This is a genomic window from Algoriphagus sp. (assembly GCF_030694375.1).
Lineage (GTDB): Bacteria > Bacteroidota > Bacteroidia > Cytophagales > Cyclobacteriaceae > Algoriphagus.
In genome coordinates this window covers 16456-27101 of sequence record NZ_JAUXYL010000002.1, presented here as the reverse complement: position 1 = coordinate 27101, position 10646 = coordinate 16456, and the positions used below count along the sequence as shown (strand labels likewise).

Genomic DNA, 10646 nt, shown 5'->3' with positions numbered 1-10646 from the left:
TTATGACAATTGGTTTTAGGATTAGTTCGACACCCTTCGGGGTCGTGGGGATGGTCGTGTCATTTGTTTTCCACGGGTTTCACCCGCGGCTATTCATAAGTTTGACCCCTTATCAGGGGTCGGAAATCTGAATAAGAGATGACCAAACCAATGACCACGAAGTGGTCGAACCTCTCAATAGCCCTAGGTGAAACCTAGGGAAAAGTGTAAACAGGAACACGAACGACAACCCCGATTGGGGTTGAACTAACGGGGAAATGGAATTACAAATTCCGAAGGATATGAAAGCGTAGATTCAATCTACTCTTAGCGTCCAAGAAACCTCAAAGCAGAAAGGAAATAGACTACACCGAGGTAGCAATAACCAAAACTAGGGTAATTGTATCTCATTACTTCCTCTCCAATTATTTTCATGAACTCTAGATCTCATTTTTCCTTTATATTTCAGAAGCTTAAGAATAATAATCTCCAAATTGAAAATTGAAGTATTTAAAAGCGCCCAAGAAAATCCATCAGGCTTATTTTTTATCTTAGATCTTTTCCCAGCTTTATAATGAACAAAATGATTTCTAAACTCAGTAAATTGATATGAAAAATCTTTAAGGTCAGGAGACATTTTTATTTCATCCTTGTATTTTTCCAAATAAATAGGAGGTAGATTTAAATCAATATTAAATTTATCAAGTAAAAGCCTCAATTTATCGCTTGCTCTTATTTTCTCTAAGCTTTCATTGGAAACAATATTATTTCTCTCATTAAAAATCCAATTAAAAAGCAATTCATAAGAATTCTGAATCAAAATAATTGAACCATTAATAAATCCAAAATTATTAAGCGCTTCCAAATACCAATGAATAATTAAATCAATTTTTTCAAATTCATCTTCATCATCTGTAAGATTCAAAAAATTTGGCCACAAATCTTGAAATTCAGCATCTAAAACTTGTGGGATCCAAGAACCAACATGCTTATTTTTATCTACGAAGTATGGTGTATAATCTCTTAAAATTAGCTTGCCTTTTTCATCAAACAATTTTAAAAAATTTGGAAAACATCTTCTCCCGTTTATAAATGAGAAGTATAATCCAATTCTTTTTATATAATAAAAATATTCCTTTTCAGAAATGCCATCTTTTAAAATCAAACAACCTCCATGGGTAGACAAAAAAACCCCGTATTTATTAAATAATTCTCTTTGGATATTTTCCTTAAAATATTGATGGACAATTAATTGAGTTGAATTTGAAAAAAACTTTAATTCTCTTCTTGACCAATGTTTACCAGTTGAATTTTCAAAATTTATACCTGCGCCTATGTAATTAACTAAATTTAATAACGTAAACTCAATTTTAAAAACTCTAAACTTTTCAGGTAATTCTCCTATTTTAAATTCCCCTATCAAATAACCAGATACATCTGCGTTTACTAATCCTGTTATATTTGTAATAAATAAATTGTCTATAACAAATTTTGGCCCTTTTATTACAAGTGAATTCCCAAATGAATTAGCCATTTTAAAAGGAATATCCTTAATATGTATCTTTATTCTTATGTCTGGAATCCATTCATAAAAGATTTTAACTTTCCTATCGATAGTAATACCTTGATGGATTAGGTTACAGAACCCATAAAAAATTACTTTTCTTTCATTTGGTTTCTTCATTAAAAGAGTTGGCGCAATTATATCAATCATCCCTCACCCCCCTCCACTATCCTAATCTCCTCTTCCGTCAATCCATACAACTCATACACCAAGGCGTCGATTTTTTTCTCAATTTCAGTACTACTAATTTTATTTTGCTTTCTTAGAATAATTTCCTCAACTAACTTAATTACTTGATTTTGTTTAAATTGATCAACTTTTATAAGAGGGAAATTCTCAATTGTTTCCATTAATAAAGTTGGAAATAATTTTCTGGATGCCTTGGGGGATGTTTCAATTTGCCAATAGGAGAAAAGAGAGCTATTAATTAAAGCAAGAATAAACTTCAAATTGTAGCTCGAATTCGGCTTCAATATTCCATTAAATATTGATTGGTTATTAAAATATTGATCTTCCGAAAAAGATGAGAAAACCTTATACTTTCCTCCAGTTGTTATCTCCCTAACCAGAATTCTTGGGCCTTCAAAAAAAACGAGTGGCCTTTGGAATGCCAACCATGGCCCATAACTTAGCCACTTTTGACCATTCCAATTTACTTCATATCTACCAACATCTTTTCCTGCTAATTCTTTTCCAAAAGTTTCATCTTTTTTATAGTCTAGAGTCCATGGTCTTTCTTCCATTATCTTTTCCACTTCTTCCTTTGAAAATTTCAACAGTAAGTGTTGCCTTGAGTAAACCCCTAATCCTTTTTTCCAAGTAGAAACATCTTTAATTATCATTTTGGTTGATTTCAACTTATTTATCAAGTTATCGGTAATTTCATTTTGGTTTAAATTGAAATCAAAATTTTCCTTCATCCAATTTTTAGAATCCACTTTATTAATCATTAGATTTCCTGTTAAATCAAAAAATTCAACCTCTGAGTTTTTTTTGTCATTTCTAATAAAAGTGATTACAGGCTCGAGCTGCACATCTTCAAATGGGTTAATACTAATTTTATTTATTCTATAAATTGAATAGTTTTTAAGAATATGAGATCGTAAAATTGAAGCTTGAGGTAAATTTAAAATAACATCTGGAACTATAAAGCTGTGGATTCCGGATTTTTTTGTTAGTTCAATTGTTTTTTCATAGAAAAGCCTAAACAAATCATATTTTTTTCCTTGAATTGTTTTATAGTTTTCTTGAAAATAATTTATTTCTTCTTCTTTTAATTTTGTTACATATGGCGGATTTCCAATTACAACATCAAAACCTAAAAAATTTCCATCACTATCCAGAACTTCTGGGAATTCAAATCTCCACTCAAAAGAAACATTGAAGATTTTACTTTCCTTTATTTCATCAATCTTTTTAGAGAGTTTCTCTATTTCATCTTCAAGTTTTTGCTGCTCTTGTTTACGTTTATCGTCATATTTCTTCCCTCCGTATTCTCTTTCAGGTTCAAATAGAAAAGTTCCAGTGAATCGATGATATAGCTCACTCGCTAATTTATCCAATCTCTTTTTGATTGGGTTATTCATGGTAATAGTAGAAGAAAAATTTTGCTTAATTTCTAATATTAACCGCTCCATCTCTCTCTTTTCTTCCTTGTTTTTGGCATTTCGGTACGTATCTACAGCGATGCGATAAGCATCGATGGAGAATTTACTTTTCTTCAGGGCTTGACTGAGATCGGCATCTAGGGCAAAGCGAGAAACGAGGGAGTTCCCACACTTGATATTGATATCGATGTTGGGGAGAGTTTCCAGTTCTCGCTGGTCTCCTCTTCTGTAGTAAGCAGACTTCAGCAACTCGATCCAGAGACGAAGGCGGCAGATTTTTACCGAGTTGGGATTGATATCGACACCGAATAGACAGTTTTCGATAATAGTCTGCTTCTCGTGGAAGAGTGTTTCCTGAATGCGTTGGGATTCTGGATTATTGGGATTGTATTCGTAGAGTTCTCCGTCCTCGTCTGTCACGACAAGTTCATCATTGACTACCGATACGCCATATTCTTTTAGTCGCTTGCCATTGCGGTCTTGTAGGACTCGTAGATCGTTCTTGACCGCGATGATTTCATTCAGTGCCGATACAAGGAAGTGACCCGAACCCACAGCAGGATCACAGATTTTGAGTGAATTGATCAGGTTATTGGCTTCCTGCCGATCTTCGATTCGATCATACAGCTGATCAAACTCCTCGATGTTCCAAGCTTTTGATTCATTAAACTTTTGCACCACGGCCCGACGGATCGTCTCCCGACACATGTACATCGTGATAAATCCCGGAGTAAAGAAGGAACCGTCCTTGTAGCCGTTGATCTTTTCGAAGATCAAACCGAGCACCGAGGCATTGATCAGCGTTTTGTTTTCTTCCTGAATTTCTTCTGATCCCTCCGAGCTGAAGTCATAGGAATCCAGAAATCGGAAGAAGTAGTCCAAAGCGTTGATTTCACCACTGAGTTTTTTCCCATTTCCGTCTTTCAGTACGGAAGTTGGAAGGATCTTTAATTTTCGCTCATTCTTCAGATTGGCTATCAGCAGCGTATTATGTTCCATATCTGTTGGCTCAAAGAGCGAACTGTTGAGATAGGGAACATGAGCGAATTTGTTTTTGACTTCTTCGATTCTTTCCTCACTCTTTCGAGCCAGCACTTCAAAGAAAAGACTGTTCAGCTCATCGAAATCAGAGATTTTATCTGTAGAAAGAAAATTGTAAACCTTGTTTCCTTTATTGTAACTCAGCAATTGGGCTTCAAGAAGTTTCAAGAAGAGAATCCGATTGACCCAAGTAATGCATAGCTCCAAGCCTACAGCAAACAGGCGCTCCTCTTCTGTTGCACCATATTGAGAAGGGCGATCCAGTCGGGAGAGTTTATCGAGAGATTGGAGTTGATTGATGGCATTTTCCAGCAGCGAACCAGGATGCCGATCTTCCTTCTTTGGTCTGCCAATCAGTTTCTTTCCTCCATCTTTGGTTTCGGTCAACCCGATCAGATGTAGAAGTTCAGAATAGAACTTTTTATCCAGACTGTTGGAGTCATTGGCAAAAGGAAGCTTGAGCAAATGCTCAGGTGAAAGCAATTTGAACAAAGCAATTAGCTTGGCATCGTCCGCTTTGTCGGTATTTCGAAGCGGCTTTTCATACTCACGAAAATCGAAGTAGGTAAAAGGAATCTGATGCTTGACCTTTTCGAATTCAGGTTCTGCAATGCTTTTATAAAAGAAATCAGTTTTAGTATCTGCTTTACTTCCAGCTGTGAACTCCTCAAAATCCTTGACCAGCTTTTTGTTTTGGGCAAAGAGTCTGTCAAAATGAATGGCATCTACGATGAACCATTCATAGATATTGGTCACAATCAGATGGCGGACTGATGTATTTTTCTCAATGATCCTTTCTCGTAGGTAATATAAAACCAACTCCTGAAAAGCCTTTGAATTAAGGTTCCCCTTGGTAGGCATCTCAGATTTGTTGGTTGGCTTCTTCGCTTCGATGATTACGCCAACCTCAGTTCCGGCTTTATTTCCATTATGAATGACCAGATCATTTCTCCCCTTGGTATTGATAAAATGACTCGGGTCGTACCAAGTCTTTTTCAAAAAGTCAGAAATCAAATTCTTATGGAATTCCTCGGATTCCTTGTCATTTGATTTATCCAATAAATCGATGAGCTGATTTTTGAACCGCTCGATGTCAATCCGATTCGGCTTAACCTTGAGATAGGCTGGATTTAGTGCTTTTCTAGGTTTTAAAATTTGCTCGTTGGTCATGAAAAAAGGGTGGTAAAAATTGTTTTTTGAAGTGCGTAAGGACCTGACGGAGCCGTCAGCTAGGCACTCACCTCGCCGATTTGACGACACTCATTTTGGCGGACCATCGTGAGTGTATCAAACTCATTCCCTAAAGATATCAGTTTGCCTGAAAACCAAAAGCAGTTTCAGGGAGATAGACGAAAATTGTCGGGGATTTTTCAAGTACAGACTGAAACCCAATCTTCCAAGATTCTAATTTGGGCTAAAGGTCTTGGGATATCCCTTAGAAATTGGGAACTGCCAATTTCCTATACTTAAAAAAGGGGAATTATAAATTTCAAAAAATGAAGGACAACTATCACCTCACAAGGGGCTTTATTGCTTTCCTGCATCGGGAGAAGCTGGACAACTAAAGGAGAATTATACTTTTTGGAATATTATAAAAAAAAAGTCGACTCTCGGAGCCGACCTTTTTAACATTCAACCTAATCCAAAAATTTACTTGGGCAAGATCACTCCGTCAACAACATGGATCACACCATTGCTGCCGGCCAAATCAGCCGCAACTACTGTTGCGCCATTGATTTTTACTACACCGTTTGCAATAGATACAGTGAGTTCCTGACCATTCAATGTCGTTACTTTCTGTCCATCTGTAAGATCAGCCGCCATCACATTACCTGCTACTACATGGTAAGTCAAGATGGAAGTCAATTGATCTTTGTTTTCTGGCTTCACTAGGTTTTCAACAGTTCCGGCAGGAAGTGCGGCGAAAGCTGCATTGGTGGGTGCAAAAATGGTGAATGGTCCTGGACCGCTCAAAGTCTCAACAAGACCTGCTGCAGTTACAGCAGCTACAAGCGTCGTGTGATCAGGAGATCCAACTGCGATGTCCACTACTGTTTTTGGTGCTTCAACCGGAGCAGTTTCTACTACCTCCATGGTTTCTTCCGTTGCTTCCCCTTTTGGCTCGCTGCTGCAGCTTACTGCGAAAACTGTAGCGAATGAAGCTACTGCTAAAGACAAGATTCTCAATTTTTTCATTTTTCTGTTTGTTGAAGATGTTTCAAGTAGAACCAAGTACCCTTGGTAATGTTTAAAGTTTTTGAAAATTTATTAAACACGACAAGTAATGATATTGCCGAAGAACTTATCCATTACTTAAATCACCTACTGTTTTTTTATACCAATTTTGAATTGCGCCTATTTGCAATATATTTTTTCAGCTTTTGCAATAATTACAAAAGAAAATCCTCTCTTAATCTTAGATTGGATTATGTTTATTGAGACTCTCCCAAAACTTATCTCAGTCTATGAAATCAGGCCTACTCCTTGGACTCTTTTTAACAATCACCCTAAAACTTTCTGCCCAGTCAGACTCGATCGTTTATCAACCGAATAAGATCAACCAATTCAAGATAGTCCCGTTTCCTGCCATCGGTTCCAACCCGGCAAACGGTTGGCTTTTTGGCCTTGCCCCCTCCGCAACCTGGTACATGGGCGATCCCAAGACGACCAAGATGTCCAACTTGGTGGGTAATTTTCTATACACCACCAAAAAACAGTGGATTTTCAGCTCCAGAAGCAATATTTTCTCTGATGAAAACAAACTGATCTTTATAGGTGACTGGAGGTATTTTGTCACCTCTCAATTTACATACGGTCTGGGCAGCAGTGCGCCGAACGGAACGGATTTTGACCCTTCACAAGGCAATGTTTTATGGGGAAAACAAGGAATGGATTTTAGCCTGGTTCGGTTTTATGAAACTGTCCTAAAACGAATCGGGGATTCTAAATTTTATATTGGGGCAGGCTATCATCTTGATGTTCATTCCAAGATTCAAAGCTTCAATGAGGATGGGCCAATAAACAGCCAATTTTTTACACATGATGCCTACAACATTTCGAAAGGCTTTGACATTGACCGCTACACGTTGTCGGGAATCAGCCTAAACATGGTCATGGAAAATCGGGACTTGGCTGTCTCACCTTATGAAAAAAACTTTGCATGGGTTCAATACAAAGTCAATCCCACTTTCTTGGGTTCAGACCAATCTTCCTCTTTGCTGATGCTGGATTACCGACACTACATCAATCTGAGTGAGCGGCGCAAACGGAATCTGATCGCGCTTTGGGGATTTGGGAATTTTGTGGTTTCGGGAAATGTGCCCTACATGAATCTGCCCTCGATCACCTGGGACATGTTTGGTAGGTCAGGTCGAGGCTATGCACAGGGCAGATTCCGCGGAGAAAATATGGTATATTCCGAAGCTGAGTGGCGCTTCCCCCTTCAGCAGAACAAGGAGACGTTTGGAGGAACTGTCTTTGTCAATGCAGCGAGCTTCAGCAGCAAAACCAGCAATGAATCCCTCTTCAACAAAATCAATCCCGGCTACGGCATGGGACTACGGGTGATGATCAACAAGAAAAACCGAACTACCATCGCTGCCGATTATGGCTTTGGCCAAAAGGGAAATTCCGGCTTTTATCTGAACATTAATGAGACATTTTAAAGTATCAAGTATCAAGACATAAGTATCAAGATTGGAGACTGAAGACCGGTGTTAAGTATTATTTATCAAGATGTTAATATCAAGAGTGAAGACTAGAAACAAGAAACACTACAGTCCCCCGTCTCCGGTCTTCCGTCTTCGGTCTCCCATCTCAGCCCCCTGATCTCCCGTCTTCCAACTGAATCACATAAGATAATCGTTCATTGGCGGAATAGCATTTAATCATGCCTAACCCTACGCCGCGTTCCGAGTGGCGTTGATGATCCCAAACATGGTTCGCAGGATAAGTTTATCCAGAATCTCTGTCGAGCCTCCATTTTCAAGGATCGTTTGAATCGCATATTGCTGAATGGTGATCAAAGGCAAAACGATGCGCTCACGGATTTCGATGGAAGTCTTCGATACCAGATTATCATCCATCAACTCCTCCATTTCTGCGATTTCCTTCAGTTTCTCTACCGAACATTCAAATTCCTGGAAAAGCAAATACCAAAACTCACTGTACTCCGGATTGTCTTTCAAATAGGCAGTCGCAGGGTAAAAGCATTTTTTGAGGGACTGCATGGAGTTACTCAATAGGGTTCTGAAAAAAAGACTATCCTGGTAAAGTTTCTTCAATTCACCCATTCCACCTTCTTTTTCCAAAGCCGAGATGGCTGTCCCCACTCCATAAAATCCCGGAATATTCTGCTTCATCTGTGCCCAGGAACCTACAAAAGGAATCGCTCTCAGGTCTTCGAATCTAAGTCCCGAGTCTTTCCCTCTTTTCAAGGGTCTTGAGCCAATATTGGTCATACCGAAAAATTTCAATGGCGCTACATGCTCCAAATAAGGCACAAACTTCGGGTGACTTTTCAGGTCCTTATACTTACCGTAGCCGATATTGGCCAGCTTATCAATCAAAGCACGTTGCTCATCATTTAGGGATTTTTCAAAATTAGGATACAGGTGACTTTCCACTCCTGCGCTTAGCAACTGCTCAAAATTGTAAATACAGGAGGCTTGCTTTCCGTAGTTGGATGAAATCGTTTGGCCCTGAATCGTCACTTGGATCTCGGAATTTTCGACCTTTTCCCCAAGCGAAGCATAGAAATTATGCAGATTCCCACCTCCTCGTGCCACAGGACCGCCCCGGCCGTCAAAGAACACGACTTCGATGCCATTTTCTCTGGACACTCGGGTGAGTTCCTCCTTGGCAACAAGTATAGACCAATTTGCTTTTAAATACCCTCCGTCTTTGGTTCCGTCAGAGAAGCCCAGCATGATATTTTGCTTGGAATTTCGGCTAGTCAAATGGGTCTTGTATTCCGGCATTTGATAGAGCTTGGACATAATCTCCGGTGCCATTTTCAGGTCATCGATGGTTTCAAATAGTGGGACAATATCCAGTGGCAATTCCCCAACTTTCTTCCTCAAGGTTAGCTTGGCCAATTGGTATACCTCCAAAATGTGAAGCACGGATTGGCAATTGGAAATAATATAGCGGTGAAGCCCATCCTCACCGTTTGTTTTCTGTACTGCGTTGACTGTTCCTATAGACTGCAGCATTTCCTTATGAAATGGCTCTTGGTATTGATCAAGGGAAGGGAGAGATTTTGTCTTCATCACTTTTTCAATCAGCTCGGATTCAGAACCAATAAACTCTTTTCCTTGAAGGCTGAAAACTTCTTCCCAAAGCCCGTCATGCTTTCGACTGTCTTGTCTCAAATCCATGTAGGCGAAGTGAAATCCAAAAATTCTAACCTTGAGGATAAATTGATCCAAAAGATCCAAAAACAATCCGTCGTGATACTTGACCAAGGCTTCTCTTGCATCAAAAAGCACCGCCAAAAGATCCTCTTTGGAAGCGTAAACCTCCTTATTTTCAAACAATGTGAAGTAAATTCCCCGCTCAGCTTTCACAATATGCTCTTCCACATGCTTGAAAGTCAATCGCTTTCTGAGCTTGCGTAAATCCCGATAATAACAGCGCATGAGCCATTTTTTCAATCGGTCAGCTACTTGAATCGTAGTTTCATGGGTCACAAAGGGATTTCCATCCCGATCACCGCCCGGCCAAAACCCAACTTTAAGGATAGCGGGATTTTCCCAAGTATGAAGTGGCTGACCCAGTCCGTTGAGCAGGCGGATGATGATGTCCGGAATGCTATGGTAAAACACATTTTCCAGATACCAGATCAAACTGATCGCCTCATCAAACGGAGTTGGCTTTTCTCGGTTGATAAAGCCGGTCTTGCCTAATTGCTGAAGGAGTAAATTGATGCTTTCCAAATCATCGGTACGGATTGCCTTCTCGAGATCTGTGATAATTCCAAGGACATTTCCGGGGTAAAATTGAGTGGGATGAGCAGTAAGCGTAAGTCTGATTGAAAAGGTTTTCAACTTCTCGATCAATTCTTCTTTTTTCCGATCGCTTTCTACTCTGCTGATCAGTGCTTTGACTGAGCCCTTACCAGAGATATCATTGATTTTTTCGTAGGCAGCATCCTCGATGGAGTCAAATAAAACCACCTGTCGCTCCACATATTGAATCATTTGAAAAAGAAAATCGGTCTGTGCTTTTCCTTTTTCTTCAGGCATCATCTCCTCAAAAAATCGATCGATAATCTCTCGGGGTGATTTGCCTTCGGCAAAACCTTTTTCGCAGGCCTTGCCCAGAAATGGAAGCAATGTGCCCGTGACGTAGATATCGTCAAAAGGAAGATCTAAAAAAAGGCTGTTGTAAATCGTAAATCGCTTGGCGACTTGGGTATCATAAACTTGAAACATCCAGGGTCGGGTTTTTATAGG

The 10646-nt window shown here is 39.3% G+C and carries 5 protein-coding genes; 1 reads left to right on the top strand and 4 read right to left on the bottom strand.

Annotated elements, in window-relative coordinates; genetic code table 11:
* Window positions 1-370: 370 nt before the first annotated feature.
* From Q8M62_RS00150 to Q8M62_RS00140, 3 genes are all read right to left on the bottom strand, one after another.
* Window positions 371-1663: a hypothetical protein gene (locus Q8M62_RS00150; RefSeq protein ID WP_304901290.1), complete on the bottom strand. Its 1293-nt coding sequence runs from the start codon at window positions 1661-1663 to the stop codon at window positions 371-373.
* A 26-nt stretch (window positions 1664-1689) separates the two neighbouring features.
* The gene (locus tag Q8M62_RS00145) at window positions 1690-5361 is read right to left on the bottom strand and encodes an Eco57I restriction-modification methylase domain-containing protein (RefSeq protein ID WP_304901291.1); all 3672 of its coding nucleotides are present in this window, start codon (window positions 5359-5361) and stop codon (window positions 1690-1692) included.
* Between the two features lie 480 nt (window positions 5362-5841).
* Window positions 5842-6387, bottom strand: a complete 546-nt coding sequence (locus Q8M62_RS00140) for a fasciclin domain-containing protein (RefSeq protein WP_304901292.1) — start codon at window positions 6385-6387, stop codon at window positions 5842-5844.
* Between the two features lie 269 nt (window positions 6388-6656).
* Between Q8M62_RS00140 and Q8M62_RS00135 the strand changes: the two genes are divergently transcribed.
* Complete coding sequence (locus Q8M62_RS00135) at window positions 6657-7856, top strand: BamA/TamA family outer membrane protein (protein WP_304901293.1); 1200 nt, start codon at window positions 6657-6659, stop codon at window positions 7854-7856.
* A gap of 234 nt (window positions 7857-8090) precedes the next feature.
* Here the strand turns inward: Q8M62_RS00135 and Q8M62_RS00130 are convergent, their stop codons facing one another.
* On the bottom strand, window positions 8091-10625 hold the full coding sequence (locus Q8M62_RS00130) for a phosphoenolpyruvate carboxylase (protein ID WP_304901294.1): 2535 nt from the start codon (window positions 10623-10625) through the stop codon (window positions 8091-8093).
* Between the last annotated feature and the right edge of the window lie 21 nt (window positions 10626-10646).

Coding starts and splice junctions, on each gene's coding strand:
- Q8M62_RS00150 (WP_304901290.1), bottom strand. CDS start 1,663: ATGAAGAAACCAAATGAAAGAAAAGTAATTTTTTATGGGTTCTGTAAC.
- Q8M62_RS00145 (WP_304901291.1), bottom strand. CDS start 5,361: ATGACCAACGAGCAAATTTTAAAACCTAGAAAAGCACTAAATCCAGCC.
- Q8M62_RS00140 (WP_304901292.1), bottom strand. CDS start 6,387: ATGAAAAAATTGAGAATCTTGTCTTTAGCAGTAGCTTCATTCGCTACA.
- Q8M62_RS00135 (WP_304901293.1), top strand. CDS start 6,657: ATGAAATCAGGCCTACTCCTTGGACTCTTTTTAACAATCACCCTAAAA.
- Q8M62_RS00130 (WP_304901294.1), bottom strand. CDS start 10,625: ATGTTTCAAGTTTATGATACCCAAGTCGCCAAGCGATTTACGATTTAC.